Annotated in this window: 10 protein-coding genes; 2 read left to right on the plus strand and 8 right to left on the minus strand. The window is 65.4% G+C overall.

Annotated elements, in window-relative coordinates; genetic code table 11:
* Positions 1-28: 28 nt before the first annotated feature.
* Together DSD28_RS22830 and DSD28_RS22835 are read right to left on the minus strand one after the other, a co-directional pair.
* Positions 29-3,511: an ATP-binding protein gene (locus DSD28_RS22830; RefSeq protein ID WP_119258728.1), complete on the minus strand. Its 3,483-nt coding sequence runs from the start codon at positions 3,509-3,511 to the stop codon at positions 29-31.
* A 3-nt stretch (positions 3,512-3,514) separates the two neighbouring features.
* Positions 3,515-4,783, minus strand: a complete 1,269-nt coding sequence (locus DSD28_RS22835) for a metallophosphoesterase family protein (protein WP_119258729.1) — start codon at positions 4,781-4,783, stop codon at positions 3,515-3,517.
* Positions 4,784-4,955: 172 nt separating this feature from the next.
* Here DSD28_RS22835 and DSD28_RS22840 point away from each other — a divergent pair, with 172 nt between their 5' ends.
* Positions 4,956-5,522, plus strand: a complete 567-nt coding sequence (locus DSD28_RS22840; protein WP_245424916.1) for a MarR family winged helix-turn-helix transcriptional regulator — start codon at positions 4,956-4,958, stop codon at positions 5,520-5,522.
* 112 nt (positions 5,523-5,634) lie between these two features.
* On the opposite strand, the gene DSD28_RS22845 is transcribed toward DSD28_RS22840, so the two are convergent.
* The 5 genes from DSD28_RS22845 to clpP all read right to left on the minus strand — a co-directional run bounded on the left by DSD28_RS22845 (position 5,635) and on the right by clpP (position 13,631).
* On the minus strand, positions 5,635-7,827 hold the full coding sequence (locus DSD28_RS22845) for an esterase-like activity of phytase family protein (RefSeq protein ID WP_119258731.1): 2,193 nt from the start codon (positions 7,825-7,827) through the stop codon (positions 5,635-5,637).
* Positions 7,828-8,105: 278 nt separating this feature from the next.
* Positions 8,106-8,381: a DNA-binding protein HupB gene (gene hupB / locus DSD28_RS22850; RefSeq protein ID WP_023516583.1), complete on the minus strand. Its 276-nt coding sequence runs from the start codon at positions 8,379-8,381 to the stop codon at positions 8,106-8,108.
* A gap of 205 nt (positions 8,382-8,586) precedes the next feature.
* Entirely contained in the window at positions 8,587-11,010 is a 2,424-nt protein-coding gene (lon, locus tag DSD28_RS22855; RefSeq protein WP_119258732.1) for an endopeptidase La, read from the minus strand.
* 423 nt (positions 11,011-11,433) lie between these two features.
* Complete coding sequence (gene clpX / locus DSD28_RS22860) at positions 11,434-12,711, minus strand: ATP-dependent Clp protease ATP-binding subunit ClpX (protein ID WP_119258733.1); 1,278 nt, start codon at positions 12,709-12,711, stop codon at positions 11,434-11,436.
* A 287-nt stretch (positions 12,712-12,998) separates the two neighbouring features.
* Entirely contained in the window at positions 12,999-13,631 is a 633-nt protein-coding gene (gene clpP, locus DSD28_RS22865; RefSeq protein ID WP_119258734.1) for an ATP-dependent Clp endopeptidase proteolytic subunit ClpP, read from the minus strand.
* A 262-nt stretch (positions 13,632-13,893) separates the two neighbouring features.
* On the opposite strand from clpP, the gene ggt reads away from it, so the two are divergent.
* Positions 13,894-15,648, plus strand: a complete 1,755-nt coding sequence (gene ggt / locus DSD28_RS22870) for a gamma-glutamyltransferase (RefSeq protein ID WP_119258735.1) — start codon at positions 13,894-13,896, stop codon at positions 15,646-15,648.
* 32 nt (positions 15,649-15,680) lie between these two features.
* On the opposite strand, the gene DSD28_RS22875 is transcribed toward ggt, so the two are convergent.
* The gene (locus tag DSD28_RS22875) at positions 15,681-16,025 is read right to left on the minus strand and encodes a cupin domain-containing protein (protein ID WP_119258736.1); all 345 of its coding nucleotides are present in this window, start codon (positions 16,023-16,025) and stop codon (positions 15,681-15,683) included.
* Positions 16,026-16,058 lie beyond the last annotated feature (33 nt).

Below are 16,058 nucleotides of genomic sequence, written 5' to 3' on the forward strand. Positions count from 1 at the left end.
TCCGGCCGCTTCCGGGCCGTTTCAGCCGTCACAGTTCGTGGATCGTGACGTCCGGGCAGGCTTCCCGCGCAAGCTCCTTCAGGTGCTGGTGGTGGGTCAGGTAGATCACCTGCCCGCTTCGTGCCATCCCGCCCATGACGCGCAGCGCGTTCAGCGCCCGCCGGTCGTCGAAGGTCTCCATGATGTCGTCGGCGATGAAGGGCACGATCTCGCGGCTTGCGGCGATCTCGTGATAGCCGGCAACGCGCAGGGCGAGATAGAGCTGGAAGCGCGTTCCCTTGGAAAGGTCCCGCGCGAGCTTCGAGCCGCCCGCGGCGGCATTGACGACGAGGAATTCGCTGTCCTTCTCCAGCACCGTGGAAAGGCCGGCATATTCGCCGCCGGTAATGTCGCGGAAGGTGTGCGAGGCCCGCTCCATCATCGCGCTGCGATGGCGCTCGCGGTAAAGGCGAAGAGCCTGTTCGGCGGCCATGATGCCGGCGCGCGTCGAAAGATAACGCCGCGACCTTTCCGCAAGGTCGACCAGCGCGGTGCGCCGCCGCTCCTCCAGCGCCGCCGCCGCGTCGCTGCCGGCGATGGCGGCGAGCGCCTCCTCGGCCTTCGCCCGTGCGAGGTGCTGTTCCTGCACCGCCCGGTCCAGTTCGTCCAGCCGGGCCGAAAGGTCGCCGCGCTCGGCGGCAAGCTGGTCCTCGTCGACGACGGCGAGCAGCGCCTCGGCCTCGTCGACCGTTTCCGCGCGCATCTGCTGCACGAGATCGCGCGCGGCATCCTCCGCGCGGCTGCGCACCTCGTCGCGCTTGCGGTAGGCTTCGAGCAGGATCTCCGCCTCCGCGAGGCTTTCGCAGCCGAGGAAGGCAAAGATATCCGACTGGCGCGAGGCGAGCACCGCGCGGCGCTCGTCCAGCGCCCTCTCCTCCTCGTCGAGCCGCGCGAGGGCCTTGTCGATGGCCTCGCGGCGGTCGCGGACCATTTTCGCCGCTGCAAGGCGGCTTGCGAGCCCGGCGACGGTCGCCAGAGGATCGGCGGGATCGAAGGGTTCCGTCAGGCGATCGGCCAAGCGATCGGCAAGTCGGCCCGCATGGCCGGCATAATCCTCCTGGTCGCGGCGCATGGCCGCGATGCGATGCTCCAGTTCGCGCTGCCGCTCGACATTCTGGGCAAGCGCCTGCAAGGCGGGCAGCAGGGTCGCGAGGCGATCCGGATCGGCCGGGGCGCTGCCGCTCGCAAGCCACGTGCCGGCAATCGCCGTGTCCCAAACCTCCTGCCATGCCGCCAATGCGCTTGCGGCCTCGTCCATGGCCTTCCCGCGCGCCTCGACATCCGCCTTTGCGCGCGCAAGGCGCTCGGCGGTGGCAAGGCGCTCGGCGCGGGCGGTCTTCAGCGCCTCCAGCCTGTCCTCCGCAAGGAAAAGGGTCTCGTCGAAGCCCGCATCCTTTACCACCCCTTCGGGAAGGTAGGCGGAGAGGCGGGAAGAGACATCGCCCGCTTCCCGCGCGACAAGCCCCGCCTCCATCTCCTGCCGTGCAAGCATGGCGAGTTTCTCCAATGCCACGGCGCGGCGCTCCAGCCAGGAAACCACATCGGCAAGGGAGGCCTGCGGCGCGAGCCCGAGGCCGACAGCAAGGGCGGAGGATTCCGCCTCGATATCCGCCCTCTGCCGTTCCAGCCGCAGCGTCTCGGCGCCGAGGGTTTCGAGCCTTGCCGCCCCTTCGGAGACGGTGCGTTCGAGGACGCGGATTTCCGACAGGCGGTCGGCATTGCGCAACCGCGCTTCCGTCGCGCGGTCGTCCTCGCGCATCGCCGCCTCGAAGGTCCCGGCGGACGGTGCGTCCAGTTTCGCCAGATGCGCCTGCCATGCCGCTTCGCGCGCGGCGCGCAGGTGAGCGACCTCTTCCTCCCCCGCCGCGCCCGTTGCCTTGCGAAGCGCATCGAGCGTTGCCCTTGCGGCGGCGACATCGCGCTCCAGCACCGCGACCTGTTCCCGCTGCCGGTTCAAAGCATCGGCCGCCGCGTCGGATTGCCGGCGCAGGCGCTCCAGTTCGTCCGTTGCCGGAGCAGCGACGGCTTCCAGCGCAGCCGCGGAGCCCGTCCATGGCGCGAGGCGGGACAGGGCGCCATCCGCCTCCTGCTTTGCCAGCGCCGCAAGGCGCCGGGCCTCGCGCAGGCGGGCGGGCAGATCGCCGGCGCGGGCGGCGCGGACGATGGCGCCAAGGGCCGACTGGGCCTCCTCGTCGCGCTGTCTTTCCGCGTCGGAGGCGCTGCCGCCCCCGTCGCCAATGGCAGCAAGGGTCTTTTCCGCCTCCGCGCGCTCCCGCCCGGCGGCTTCGAACCGCTCGGCAAGCGCCACGCGCCGCGACAGGAGGGAGCCGAGCCGTTCGGCAAGGCCGGCGGGCAGCAGGATTTCAAGTGGATCGGCCTCGGCGGGCAGGCCCAGCGTGGCAATGCCGGCGGCGATGGTCGCGGCAGCGCGGTCACGGTCCGCCTCGCGGGCGGCAAGGTCCATGGCGGCGGTGCGGAAGCGGGCTTCCAGCGCCGAGCCGGAAAGCGCGGCGATATCGGCCTCGGCGGCGAGCACCGCAAGGTCTTCGGCAAGCGCGGCGCGCTCCGCCACATGGCGCTCGCGCTCGTCGACGACGCGCGTGGCCCGCGCGGCGATCTCCGCCTCTTCGCGCGCAAGCTCGCCGAGCAGCATGCGCCAGGCGGGCGGCGGCGAATCGCCGAGGTCGAAGCCGCCGAGCTCCGTGCGCAGCGCTCGCAGGCGATGGAGGTAAGGCAACGCGGAAAGGCTGCGCTCCGCCTGCGCAAGCGCTGCCCGCGCTTCTCCGCGCGCGGCCGTCGCCTTTTCGTGGCGCTGGGCCGCGGCATCGCGGTCGCGGACGAGCTGGCCGTAATCACGCGCGGCGACGTCGAGCGCCTTGCGCTCGGCGGCCAGCGCCTCGATTTCCGCCTTCAGGACCGACAGGCCGTGCTTGCGGCCGGAGGGGCGGTAGAAGTCGTCGGCTTCCGCCTTCAGCGCGGCGAGGCCGGAGGCCATGTCGGACAGGCCGGAGCTGGCGGAAAACAGCATGGAGCCGAGCTCGCCCTCGCTCTTCAGGATATCCTCGCCGCCCTTCTCGATGCTCTCGTCGTCCAGCGAGAACATGGTGCGATAGGCGTTGCGGTCCATCCCGCCGAGCACGGAGGCGAAGAGCCCGTCCGGCAACGCCCGGTCGTCGGCCGTGACGAGCGAGCCCTGGTTCTTCTTGAGGCGATAGGCCTCGTGCCGCTGCGCGCCGATGGAGAGCGCGCCGCCGACGCGCATCAGCGCATAGGGGTGGAGGAAGCCGTAGGCGCTCGATTTCTCGATGCCGAAGAGGAGATCGAGATAGGCGGAGAAAAGCGTCGACTTGCCCGCCTCGTTGGGGCCGTGGACGAGGTGGAAATCGGCCCTGCCCGGCTGCGCGCTGCCGAAATCCAGGCTGCGGTCGGTGAACTTGCCGTAGCGGACGAGGTCCAGTCTGTCGAGGCGCATGCGCTAGGCTCCCCCGCTCTCGCCGCCGAGGCGGGCGAGCACGGCGTCCGAGCCCTGAAGGGCGAGGTCCGACAGCAGCGCCTCCTCCTCCGCCTCGTCCGTGGCAAGGAGGCTGCGCGCCTCCCGCGGAAGCTGGCGCAGGAGATCGCCCAGCGTCTCGCGCAGCTCTTCCCGATAGGCATGGTTCTCCACGACGTCCTCGCGCATCAGGCGCGCCAGCTCGGCGAGCGGGCCGGCATCGGCGCCCGCTTCCGCAGCGGGTACGGAAACGGCAAGCTCCACCGCCTCGATCCAGCATTCGCCGAGCGAGGCGGCAAGGTTCTGCAATTCGGCAAGCAGCAGGTCCTCGTCGCGGCGCAGGCGCCAGGCGAGCGGCGTCGCGCCGGTCACGGCAAGGCGGGCGACGAGATGCGCGCCGCCTGCGGCCGCCCGCGCCGCGCCGAGCAGGCTTTCGGCCCGGTCGAGCATGCCGTTCCAGTCGTCTATGCCGGCAAGGTCGAGCGAAAGTCGCTCGAAGACCGCGACGGCGACACGGCGTTCCTCGCAGGTGATCGAACCGTCTTCGGCGACGGTGGCGAGCGTCACGCCCTTCGGCCCGCCCTCGTTGATGTCGCGGCCCTGCGGGTTGCCGGGCATGACGATCCAGGGCTTTTCCAGATGGACGCGCCGCTGATGGATATGGCCGAGCGCCCAGTAGTCGAAGCCGTGCGCCGAAAGATCGGCAAGCCCCACCGGGGCATAGGGATCGTGCCGGCTCGCGCCGGCAAGGCTCGTATGCATGAGGCCGATATTGACCGCATCCGGCACCGGCGCACGGAAGGTCGGCAGCAGCGAGGCGGGGGCGTGCGGATTGGCGAAGCTGACGCCGTGGACATGAACCTCGCGGCCATTTTCCAGCGCCCCCGCGCGCACCGGCTTGCCGCGCCCGTCGAAGACGTGGACGTTGGGCGGGAAGGTCAGCTCGCGGGTAATCTGCGACTGCGCATCGTGGTTGCCACGAATGATGTAGACGCGGATGCCGGCCGCCTCCAGCCGCCGCATCTGGCCCATCAGGAAGAGCGCGGTCGCCATGGAAGTCTGCGAACCGTCATAGAGATCGCCGGCGACGATCACCGCATCCACCGCCTCGGCGATGGCAAGGTCGACGATACGCTCCAGCGCCTTGCGGGTCGCCCCGCGCACGAGGTCGCCGAGGTCGGCGTTGCGCAGCGCGAGCGAGGCGAGTGGCGAATCGAGATGCAGGTCGGCCGTGTGGATGAAGCGGAATGGCATGGCCGGACCATCGCCCCGGCCACCCGCCCGGTCAATGCTTGCGGCCGCGCCCGCGACCTTATGGGCGGGTTATGCAGGGAAGAAATCGCCCCTCCCCGAAAAAGACCGAGAAGAGCCAAGAAAAACCGCCTGTTACCGAACAGTTCGCATTTACAGGGATCGTTCAATATCTATGATCAAATTCAACGAAAAACTTCGTGATCATTTGACATGGTCCCTCATAATACCTATATTCCACCTCATGAGTAGCACGATAGAAATCTCCCAAGGCATGTTCAAACTCTACCATCAGGTGAGTCGCCTGGTGAATGAGTGCATGATGGACGAAGGCGTCTCGCTCGCCCGCAGCAAGTTCCTGCTTCTTCTGGAATGTCAGGGCCCGCAGCGGTCGACGGATATCGCCTGCGCGCTTGGTTTCGCACCCCGTACGGTAACGGAAGCGATCGATGGCCTGGAACGCGACAAGCTCGTAAAACGCGAGCCCGACCCGAAGGACCGCCGCGCCAAGATCGTCTCGATCACGGATATGGGCCGGACCGTCATTTCGGCCGCCCAGCAACCGCAGCACAAGACGATCGAAGCGATCTTCAACGCTCTGACCGAAGATCAGAAGCAGCATCTGAAGGACATCATCGGCTGCCTCAGCGCCAAGACCGAAGAGCTGCAACGGGAAAGAGACAGGAACGCAAGCGAGCTGCCCGAGGCAGCGCCCGCGGCTTCATTGCGCGTCGTCGGCTAAGACCGAACGACAACGAGAAACGAAAAGGCCGGGATCGCAGGATCCCGGCCTTTTCGTTTGGACGTGGAAAACCGCGCCCTCCCCCGCACGAGGAGGACGCGGGACCCGCCGCCTACATGGCGTTGAGCGGGCCGATACCGAAGAACAGCGTTTCGCCGGACGAATCGTCCACGCCGTCATTGTCCGTCACGACGAAGCCGTTGCCGGCCGCATCGATCGTAAAGCCCTCGACCTTGTCAACGACATAGCCGTTGGTGGCCTTGAGGTCAGGAATGAGGTCGCGGACCTCCTCCTTCTTCACGACCGGCAGTTCACCGCCGAGCTTGGCCGGCTTCAGGTCGGCCAGCGCCACACGGTAGAGCTTCTTCAGCTTGGCGGCCTGGCCGATCAGGTTGTCACGCTCGATGATATAGGCGTGATCACCGTTCGCCGTGATTTCGGAGAGGCCGACCCAGCCGCTTTCCGTCTTGTCGAGCGGATAGCGGACGGCGCCCCATTCCTTGTCGGAGGGCTTGTAGGAGACGAGCTTCACGAAGCCCTTCTCATCATCGCCCCATTCGCGCTGCACTGCCATCCAGAGCACCGTGTCGTCACCCTCGCCGACGCTGGTGATACCTTCGAAGCCGAAGCGCTTTTCGCCGGCGCGCAGCTCGGCGGGAATGGCGATCTCCTTGTCGATCTCGCCCTTCGCGTTCACGTGGATGATGGCATGGGCATAGAGCTTGTCGGCATCGCCTTCGTTGGCCAGCCAGAAGCCGCCTTCGCCATCCGGCGTCAGGCCTTCGCTATCGAGCTTCTGCGCGGCGGCACCATTGCGGGTGATGCGCAGGGCATCGACGATCTTCGCCGGCTTCGCGGTGGCATCGATCGTGAAGATCGTCGGCTGCGAGGCATAGAAGGAATCATTGACGGCATAGAGCATGCCCGGCTTGTCCTTGACCGGGGCAAGGCCGGAAAGCGCGCCGAAGCCGATCAGCTCGCCGTCCTTCTCGGTGGAGACGATCTGCGGATAGGCAGCCTCCCCTTCCGCGCGTTCATAGATCATGACATGCGAGCGCGCGCCGCCGTCCTCGACGAGGTCGGCCTCGTTGGCCGTCACGAGGAGGTTGCGGGCAGGAATGGCGACGGCACCTTCAGGCGCGATACCGGACGGCAAGAGCTGCAGAAGCTCGGGCTCTGCGCCGGTGTCCTTGTAGACGCCGACGATGGAGGCGCGCTCGGCCAGCACGAAGAACAGGTTGTCCTCGCCGAATTTCGCGGCTTCCAGGCCTTCCGGCTCGACGCCCTTCTTGTTGCGCTTGTCCGGATAATGGCCGATCTTGGCGATCTCGCGTTCGAAGGCCGGGCCGTTCTCGTAGAGAACCTTGCCCTGCTTGTCGAAGATGGTGAAGCCGCGGGCGCCACCCTTCCAGTCGCCCTCGTTGGCGACGACGAGGCGGTTGTCGTCCAGCCACTTCACGGCGTCGGGTTCGCGGGCGACGTCCTCGACCTTGCCGGTGAACTTCAGTGCACCGTCCTTCTTGGTATCGACGCCTTCGAGGCTGACGGTGCCGGCGGAGAAGTGGTTTTTCACCGCGCCCGTCTTGCCGTCGACGATGACGATATGGTTGTTTTCCTGCAGGGTCACGGCGACTTCGTCGAGACCGTTGAAGGAGACGAATTCAGGCTCGGGGTCCTCCCCGGCGATTTCGGCAAGGCCGGTCAGGGCTACGTGCTTGATCGAGCCGCAATCGACGACGCCGTCCTTCAGCGACAGCAGTACCAGATCGCCGGCCGGCATCTGCGGGATGGCGCCGTCATTGACCTCTTCGTCGCGCTCGTTTTCGATGGCGATGGCGGCGAGCGTCTTGTCCTTGTTGAGTGCGATCGAATCCGGCTGGCCGCCGAGATCGCAGGTCGCATCGACTGCCTTCGAGGCGACGTCGACCTGGGCGAGGATGCCGGAAGGCTTCACATAGCTCTCGCGCGTGTTGACGGCGACCAGCGCCTTGCCGGCCGCAAAGGTCACGGAGGTCGGTTCGCCTTCGAAGGCGACGGTGCCGCCGGCCTTCGGCGCGCTGGCGTCGGTGATGTCGATGAAGCCGATCGCCTTGTTCGGGCTGTCGGAATAGACGAGCGTGTTGCCGTCCTCGGAGGCGGCGATGATTTCGGACGAGGTCGGCTTCGCCTTGTCCGCGCCTTCCGGCAGGTTGTCGGCGACGGCAAAGGACGCAATGCGATTGAATACGGGCTCGGCGCTGGCGGCAGAGGCCACCGATGCGGCGAGGAGCGCTGCCAGCGCAGCGGTGAGCGAACGGGTTTTCATGAAATCCTCCGGAATCCGGTCAATAGGAACCCGGCGGTTCTGAGGCTTTCCTGTTACAGCGCGATGACAATCGAGATGGTGAGGTGCGCCTTCCGCGCAAATAAAAAGGGGCCCGGACGAACCGGACCCCAGATCCTGAAATCAGGATGGCGGCGGAGTGGATAACCGCTCTGCCCTCCAGCGCCGCGCGTCGGTGACGACGCGCGAAAGGCCGAGAGCGTTTTAGCTGCCGCAGGACCGGCCGCGCTTGCACGCGGGGATCACACGGCGGCTGAAGATCAGCCGTTGACGGCGTCCTTCAGGCCCTTGCCGGCCGAGAACTTCGGCACGTTGCGAGCCGGGATCTCGATCTCGGCGCCCGTCGAAAGGTTGCGGCCCTTCGAAGCTTCACGACGCGATACGGAGAAATTGCCGAAACCGACGAGACGAACGTCGCCGCCGTTCTTGAGTTCGCCCTGGATCGTCTCGAAAACGGCGTCGACAGCAGATGCTGCGTCCGTCTTGGAGAGGCCAGACTTCTCAGCCACTGCGGATACGAGTTCATTCTTGTTCATGTTTCCACCCCTTTCTTACGGTTTGAAACGACTCATACAAGTCGGGGGCAGAATACGCATCGGCCTTCGCCCCGCAAGAATATTTCGCCCGAAAAGCCTGAGAATCCGGGGTTTACACACTCTTTTCGACGAAAAAGACCGGCCCAGGGGCCGGTCTTTTGGCATTTTCCAGTCATGGCCGGGCAAATTGCCCCGGGCGGAAGGCTCAGTGCGCGACCGCTCCGGCGCCGTCCTCGGTCGATTCGACGGGCGGCACCTTGGCCGCCTCGACCGTGCCGTCCCACTCGATCGGCTCGGGCTTGCGGGTGAGCGCATGCGCGATCACCTCGCCCATCCGCGAGACCGGGACGATCTCCATGCTGTTCTTCACATTGTCCGGAATGTCCGCCAGGTCCTTGGCGTTCTCTTCCGGGATCAGCACCTTCTTGATGCCGCCGCGAAGCGCCGCGAGCAGCTTTTCCTTGAGGCCGCCGATCGGCAGGACCCGGCCACGTAGCGTCACTTCGCCCGTCATCGCGATATCCTTCGAGACCGGGATGCCGGTCATGATGGAGACGATGGCGGTCGCCATGGCGATACCGGCCGACGGACCGTCCTTCGGCGTCGCGCCTTCCGGCACGTGCACGTGGATATCCGTCTTGTCGAAGCGCGGCGGCTCGATGCCGAAATCGACGGCGCGCGAGCGGACATAGGAGGCCGCCGCCGAGATCGATTCCTTCATCACGTCCTTCAGGTTGCCGGTGACCGTCATGCGGCCCTTGCCACCCGGCAGGCTGACGCCTTCGATGGTGAGCAGCTCGCCGCCGACTTCCGTCCAGGCAAGGCCCGTGACGACGCCGACCTGGTCCTCGCGCTCGGCTTCGCCGTGGCGGAAGCGCGGAACGCCGAGGAAGTCATGGATGTTGTCAGCCGTGACCTCGACCTTCTTCGCCTTGCCCTTGATGATCTCGGTGACCGCCTTGCGGGCGAGCTTCATCAGTTCACGCTCGAAGTTACGAACGCCCGCCTCGCGGGTGTACTGCTGGATGACCGCCATCAGCGCGCCGTCGGTGACCGAGAATTCCTTCGGCTGCAGCGCGTGGTCGCGGATCGCCTTGGGCAGCAGGTGCCTTTTCGCGATTTCCAGCTTCTCTTCTTCCGTGTAGCCGGCGATGCGGATCACTTCCATGCGGTCCATCAGGGGCGCAGGAATGTTCAGCGTGTTCGCCGTCGTCACGAACATGACGTTGGACAGGTCGTATTCGACTTCCAGGTAGTGATCCATGAAGGTCGAGTTCTGTTCCGGATCCAGCACCTCGAGCAGGGCCGAAGACGGATCGCCGCGGAAGTCCATGCCCATCTTGTCGATCTCGTCGAGCAGGAAGAGCGGGTTGGACTTCTTCGCCTTCTTCATCGACTGGATGACCTTGCCGGGCATCGAGCCGATATAGGTGCGGCGGTGACCGCGGATTTCGGCCTCGTCACGCACGCCGCCAAGCGCCATGCGGATATATTCGCGGCCGGTCGCCTTGGCGATCGACTTGGCGAGCGAGGTCTTGCCGACGCCCGGAGGACCGACGAGGCACAGGATCGGGCCCTTGATCTTGGTCGAGCGGGCCTGCACGGCGAGATATTCGACGATGCGCTCCTTGACCTTGTCGAGGCCGAAATGATCCTCGTCGAGGATCTTCTCGGCGGCGTTGAGGTCGGTCTTGATCTTCGACTTCTTGCCCCACGGAATGCCCGTGAGCCAGTCCAGATAGTTGCGCACGACGGTGGCTTCCGCCGACATCGGGCTCATCTGGCGCAGCTTCTTCAGCTCGGCATCCGCCTTCTCGCGGGCCTCCTTGGAGAGCTTGACCTTGGCGATCTTCTCTTCCAGCTCGGCCATCTCGTCACGGCCGTCCTCGCCGTCGCCGAGCTCCTTCTGGATCGCCTTCATCTGTTCGTTGAGGTAGTATTCGCGCTGGGTCTTCTCCATCTGGCGCTTGACGCGCGAGCGGATGCGCTTTTCGACCTGCAGGACCGAGATCTCGCCTTCCATGAAGCCGAGCGCCTTTTCGAGGCGCAGCTTGACGCTGGTCGTCTCGAGCATTTCCTGCTTTTCGACGATCTTGATGGAGAGGTGCGAAGCGACGGTGTCGGCGAGCTTCGAGTAGTCCTCGATCTGGCTCGCGGCGCCGACGACTTCCGGCGAAATCTTCTTGTTGAGCTTCACATAGTTCTCGAACTCGGAGACGACCGAGCGCGACAGCGCCTCGATCTCGACCGGGTCCTCGTCCGGCTCGGGCAGCACATGCGCCATCGCCTCGTAGAACTCTTCGCGCTCGGTGTAGCCGTCGATCTCCGCGCGGGCGCGGCCCTCGACGAGAACCTTCACGGTGCCGTCGGGCAGCTTCAGGAGCTGGAGAACGTTGGCGACGGTGCCGATACGGTAGATGGCGTCGGTCTCCGGATCGTCGTCGGAAGCGTTGATCTGGGTGGCAAGCATGATCTGCTTGTCGGTGCCCATCACCTCTTCCAGCGCGCGGATCGACTTCTCGCGACCGACGAACAGCGGCACGATCATGTGCGGGAACACCACGATGTCGCGCAGGGGCAGGACCGGATAGGCCGTGGAATCGTGCGGCGCAGACGTCTTTTTCGTCATGTCATTTCCTTTCAAACGTCCCGTTTCCGGGAACCGGTCCACTCGGTGCCTGGGAACACCGGGCCGGCTATCTTTTCCATCCACAGGTGGCGTGCGGCTAACGCTTTTTCAAGCCCGGCGCCGAGGTGCCCCACCCCCGCGCCGAACCAGACGAACCATCAAGGAAGTCTAGTCTTCCGCGCTGTCGCGGAACTTGCGGCCTTCCCCCGGCAATCATTGCCGGAGCATACGCGAAACAGAATCGAAGTCTTTCATATTCGCGCGGCGCGTGCCGTTTCGCAACGCCTCACCTGCGCGCCGGATCAGTCGCATATCATGCCCTCGATGGGCAGAAGCGGCTAGTCACGAAATATCACCAGTGATTTTCAAACGAAAAGACCCGCCGTGGGCGGGTCCAGATCGTTGGCAAGGAGAGCCGGAGGTTCAGGCCGAGACGTTCGCCTTCTCCTCGGAGCGCTCCGAGTAGATGTAGAGCGGACGGGCCGCGCCCTTGACCACCTCGTCGGAGATGACGACCTCGCGGACGCCTTCCAGCGTCGGCAGTTCGAACATCGTGTCGAGCAGGATCTTCTCCATGATCGAGCGCAGGCCGCGGGCGCCGGTCTTGCGGACGATCGCCTTGCGGGCGATCTCGCGCAGAGCGTCCTCGTGGAAGGTCAGTTCCACGTCTTCCATCTCGAACAGGCGCTGGTACTGCTTGATCAGCGCGTTCTTCGGCTCGGACAGGATCTGGATCAGCGCATCCTCATCGAGGTCTTCCAGCGTCGCCAGAACTGGCAGACGGCCGATGAATTCCGGGATGAGGCCGAACTTTACCAGATCTTCCGGCTCCAGGTCGCGCAGGACTTCGCCGACGCGGCGATCTTCCGGCGAGCGAACCGTCGCGCCGAAGCCGATGGAGGTCTTCTCGCCGCGGGCCGAGATGATCTTGTCGAGGCCGGCGAAGGCGCCGCCGCAGATGAACAGGATGTTCGTCGTGTCGACCTGCAGGAATTCCTGCTGCGGATGCTTGCGGCCGCCCTGCGGCGGTACGGAGGCAACCGTGCCTTCCATGATCTTCAGAAGCGCCTGCTGCACGCCCTCGCCCGAGACGTCACGGGTTATGGACGGGTTATCGGACTTGCGCGAGATCTTGTCGACCTCGTCGATATAGACGATGCCGCGCTGCGCGCGCTCGACATTGTAGTCGGCCGCCTGCAGGAGCTTGAGGATGATGTTCTCCACGTCCTCGCCGACGTAACCGGCTTCGGTCAGCGTCGTGGCGTCGGCCATGGTGAAGGGCACGTCGATGATGCGGGCGAGCGTCTGGGCGAGGTAGGTCTTGCCGCAGCCCGTGGGGCCGACCAGCATGATGTTCGACTTCGCCAGTTCCACGTCCGAGCCCTTGGCGGCATGCGCCAGGCGCTTGTAGTGGTTGTGCACCGCGACCGACAGAATGCGCTTGGCCTGCTGCTGGCCGATGACGTATTCGTCGAGGACCTTGATGATATCCTGGGGCGTGGGAACGCCGTCGCGGGATTTCACCATCGAGGTCTTGTTCTCCTCGCGGATGATGTCCATGCACAGTTCGACGCATTCATCGCAGATGAACACCGTCGGTCCGGCAATCAGCTTGCGGACCTCGTGCTGGCTCTTGCCGCAGAAGGAGCAGTAAAGGGTATTCTTGGAGTCGCCGCCGTTGCTGCCGCTGACCTTGCTCATATCACTTTCCTTCCAGCACGCCGTTCATCTTCAGGAAGATGGCCGGACCACTCAAACCACCTTCTCGGGGGGCCGCTCGCGCCGCCCTTCGAAGGCTCCAGGGGTACTGACCGGCATGGGCACCGCCCGAACCGGTGGCAACGAAGCCCCACCGAATTACCGAATGCTAGGTCTGTCAAATCAACATAGCATTAACGGCCAATATTAACGGGTTTGCCGTGCGGATAAAGCCCGTGACCATTACAAATGCGTCACAATATGCCTCATCCGCACACAAAACCTTGACTTCAGGCGTTTTCGCCGCCCTCGGTCTCGGCGCGGCTGGTGATGACCTGGTCCACCAGACCCCACTCCTTCGCCTCGTCCGCACTCATGAAATGGTCGCGATCGAGGGTCTGTTCCACTTCCTCGTAGGTGCGGCCGCAGTGCTTGACATAGACCTCGTTCAGCTTGCGCTTCATCTTGAGGATGTCCTTGGCGTGGCGCTCGATGTCGGACGCCTGGCCCTGGAAGCCGCCCGAGGGCTGGTGCACCATGATGCGGGCATTGGGCGTTGCGAAGCGCATGTCCTTGTGGCCGGCGGCCAGCAGCAGCGAGCCCATGGACGCGGCCTGGCCGATGCAGAGCGTCGACACGGCCGGCTTGATGAACTGCATCGTATCGTAGATCGCCATGCCCGAGGTCACGACGCCGCCCGGCGAATTGATGTAGAGCGCGATCTCCTTCTTCGGGTTCTCGGCCTCGAGGAAGAGAAGCTGCGCGCAGACGAGCGTGGCGATATGATCCTCGACGGGACCCGTCAGGAAGATGATGCGCTCCTTGAGGAGGCGCGAATAGATGTCGTAGGAACGCTCGCCGCGGTTGGTCTGCTCAACGACCATCGGCACCAGAGCCATGGCGGTATCTACGGGATTTCTCATATCAATCCTTCATCTCAGGTGGCTCTGAAACCCTTCGCAAACGTTGGGAATCAGCAAGTTTCGTCTTCCCTACATAGAGTGTCAGGGTATGCGACTTCAAGACGGCCAAGCGTTTTGCGGCGCTCTATGCCAGAATGCGGTTAACCGGCGCGAGGTGGAACCGCGATTTCCACAACCGAACCGGAGGCAAGGTGAAGGAAGGATGAATCCGGCCATCCCTCCCGCTCCATCCCATCGCCCCAGCCGCCGGACGGAGGCAGCCATGACGAGACCATCGATCGCAGCCCTTTCGCTGCTTCTCATGACCGCGACGGGCGCCTTCGCCCAGCAGGCGTCGGACACGATTGCCCCCGAGCGGGCGACCGGCCTTGCCGCGGCGAGCGTCGCGACCGCGAAGGACCATATGGTCGCCGCCGCCCATCCGCTCGCGGCGGCGGCAGGCGAGAAGGTCCTTGCCGAGGGCGGCAGCGCCATCGATGCGATGGTCGCCGTCCAGACCGTGCTCGGCCTCGTCGAGCCGCAGTCCTCCGGCCTCGGCGGCGGCGCCTTCCTCGTCTATTACGACGCCGAGGCGAAGCGCGTCGTCACGCTCGACGGGCGCGAGACCGCGCCGATGGAGGCGACACCCAAGCTCTTCCTCGACAAGACGGGCCAGCCGCTCGATTTCTTCGATGCCGTCGTCGGCGGGCGCTCGGTCGGCACGCCCGGCACCGTCATGCTGCTGCAGCAGGCGCACAACCGCTGGGGCCGCAAGCCGTGGAAGGACCTCTTCACGCCGGCGGAAACACTGGCGCGCGAGGGATTTGCCGTCTCGCCGCGCCTTTCCGGCCTCATCGCCGCGGAAGGCGAGCGGCTGAAGACCTTCGAGGCGACAGCCGCCTACTTCTTCGGCGCCGACGGCGCGCCGCTGAAGGCCGGCACCGTGCTGAAGAACCCCGCCTATGCCGAAACCCTCGCCACGATTGCCAAGGGCGGCGCGCAGGCCTTCTACAGCGGTCCGATCGCCGAGGGGATCGTCGACACGGTGCGCATGTCCGGCAGGAACGCCGGCGTCCTCTCGCTGGAAGATCTCGCCAACTATCGGGTGAAGGAGCGCCGGCCGGTCTGCGCCCACTACCGGGCGCTCGACGTCTGCGGCATGGGGCCGCCCTCCTCCGGCGCGGTCGCCATCGGCGAGATGCTCGGCATGCTGGAGAACTTCGATCTCAAGGCGCTCGGCAAGGACAATCCGGAAAGCTGGCGGCTGATCGGCGACGCCCAGCGCCTCGCCTTCGCCGACCGGGAGCGCTACCTCGCCGATACCGACTTTGTGCCCGCCCCGATCGAGGGCCTTCTCGACAAGACCTATCTCGGCGAGCGGGCGAAATTGCTCGACGGCGAAAAGGCGCTCGGCGACGACGCCGTGGCTGCCGGCAGGCCGGAATGGGACCACGCCTTCAACTTCGGCCGCGACGCAGCGCTCGAACTGCCCTCCACCAGCCATTTCGTCATCGTCGACAAGGCGGGCAACGTCGTCTCCATGACGACGACCATCGAGAACGGCTTCGGCTCGCGGCTGATGACGGGCGGCTTCCTGCTGAACAACGAGCTGACCGACTTCTCCTTCAGGACGCATGACGAGGGCGTGCCGGTCGCCAACCGCGTCGAGCCGGGCAAGCGCCCGCGCTCCTCGATGTCGCCGACCATCGTGCTCAAGGACGGCAAGCCGCTCCTTGCCATCGGCTCGCCCGGCGGCAGCCAGATCATCGGCTATGTGGCACAGGCGCTCGTCGCCTATATCGACTGGGGCATGGATATCGGCGACGTCGTCGCCATGCCCCATCTCATCAACCGCTTCGGCCCCTACGAGATCGAGGCGGGCACGGATGCGGAAAAGCTGGCCGGGCCGCTGAAGGCGCTCGGCTACGAGGTCAAGCCCGGCGAGATGAATTCCGGCCTCCACGCCATCGAGCTGACCGAGGGCGGCATCCGGGGCGCCGCCGATCCCCGCCGCGAGGGCGTGGCGGTCGGGAAATAGGCAAGGCCGGGAGGCGGTAGCGCGGCGCGATCCTAAAGCCGGATCACATAGTCCTTGCGAGTCGTTTCAACGACTTCCCAGGTTCCCTTGAAGCCGGGTCTGAGAATCAGGCGGTCGCCGGCCTTGAGCTCGAAGGTTTCGCCATCGTCGGAGGTCACGATGGAATGGCCTTCGAGGATGTGGAAATATTCCCACTCGTCGTACTGGATGCGCCACTTGCCCGGCGTCGATTGCCAGATGCCGGAATAGATGCCGCCATCGGCCTCCTCGATGTTCCAGCTGGTGAAGACCGGATCGCCGGAAATCAGCCTGTCGGCCGCCGGACGGCCTTCTTCCGGCGCGATGCCGGAAATGTCGAAATTGCGTGCCTTGCTCATGGCGGCCCTTTTCGTGTGCGTGATCGCCCCTCA

Origin of the sequence: Shinella zoogloeoides, assembly GCF_003574625.1 — a bacterium.
Classification (GTDB): domain Bacteria; phylum Pseudomonadota; class Alphaproteobacteria; order Rhizobiales; family Rhizobiaceae; genus Shinella; species Shinella zoogloeoides_A.

Bases quoted from the DNA above. Each gene is read 5' to 3' on its own strand.
- DSD28_RS22830 (WP_119258728.1), bottom strand. From the start codon at position 3,511: ATGCGCCTCGACAGACTGGACCTCGTCCGCTACGGCAAGTTCACCGAC.
- DSD28_RS22835 (WP_119258729.1), bottom strand. From the start codon at position 4,783: ATGCCATTCCGCTTCATCCACACGGCCGACCTGCATCTCGATTCGCCA.
- DSD28_RS22840 (WP_245424916.1), top strand. From the start codon at position 4,956: ATGATCAAATTCAACGAAAAACTTCGTGATCATTTGACATGGTCCCTC.
- DSD28_RS22845 (WP_119258731.1), bottom strand. From the start codon at position 7,827: ATGAAAACCCGTTCGCTCACCGCTGCGCTGGCAGCGCTCCTCGCCGCA.
- hupB (WP_023516583.1), bottom strand. From the start codon at position 8,381: ATGAACAAGAATGAACTCGTATCCGCAGTGGCTGAGAAGTCTGGCCTC.
- lon (WP_119258732.1), bottom strand. From the start codon at position 11,010: ATGACGAAAAAGACGTCTGCGCCGCACGATTCCACGGCCTATCCGGTC.
- clpX (WP_119258733.1), bottom strand. From the start codon at position 12,711: ATGAGCAAGGTCAGCGGCAGCAACGGCGGCGACTCCAAGAATACCCTT.
- clpP (WP_119258734.1), bottom strand. From the start codon at position 13,631: ATGAGAAATCCCGTAGATACCGCCATGGCTCTGGTGCCGATGGTCGTT.
- ggt (WP_119258735.1), top strand. From the start codon at position 13,894: ATGACGAGACCATCGATCGCAGCCCTTTCGCTGCTTCTCATGACCGCG.
- DSD28_RS22875 (WP_119258736.1), bottom strand. From the start codon at position 16,025: ATGAGCAAGGCACGCAATTTCGACATTTCCGGCATCGCGCCGGAAGAA.